The organism is Streptococcus sp. GMD1S, from assembly GCF_000296875.1.
GTDB lineage: Bacteria > Bacillota > Bacilli > Lactobacillales > Streptococcaceae > Streptococcus.
Genome location: NZ_AJQY01000295.1, coordinates 1 through 551, shown reverse-complemented (window position 1 = coordinate 551; position 551 = coordinate 1). Strand labels below are relative to the sequence as shown.

1 pseudogene is annotated in these 551 nt (G+C 47.0%); it reads right to left on the bottom strand.

Annotated elements, in window-relative coordinates:
* A pseudogene (gene comB, locus GMD1S_RS08870) lies at positions 1–551 on the bottom strand (competence pheromone export protein ComB); the annotation flags it as partial.

Sequence of the window (551 nt, the reverse complement as noted above, 5' to 3'; positions counted from 1 at the left end):
TTTTCCAAGGATGGGTAGAGTTGGGCTAGCAGGGTTCCTTCTGCGACCATGGTAGATTCACTAGTCTCAGGATTAAGGTGAAGCACCCCATCCTCACTTGCTGTAATTTTCCCCTTGTCCAGCAGACCTCCTTGGACTTTCTTACCCGATTCCGCCTCCAAAATTTTCTGATCTAGAAGAGTTAATTCCTGGCCAACTTTGACTAAGTGCTGAGACTTGAGCGATTCCAGCTGACTATCCAGTCCCGTTGCGTGGGCCTGCTGAGCCCCAGATCCCGCATACTGCACACGATAAGTAGCTAAACTAGACTCTAGCTGGGTGATTTGAGCATCCACTTGCGCAATAACTTGCGATTTAGCGTGCGGATCTTCTTCACCTTGATTTTTATAGGTCTGGTAAAAAGAGTAGGCTGGATTCTGACTATCTAGTTGATCTCCCTTTTCAATCGCTGACTTGGCTGTTTTGTAGTCTCGTATTTTTTCCTCTGTTTGGCTGATAAGATTTCCAATCTCGGCCTGGCTCTGACTTGCTGCCGCATTTTGAGAGGAGAT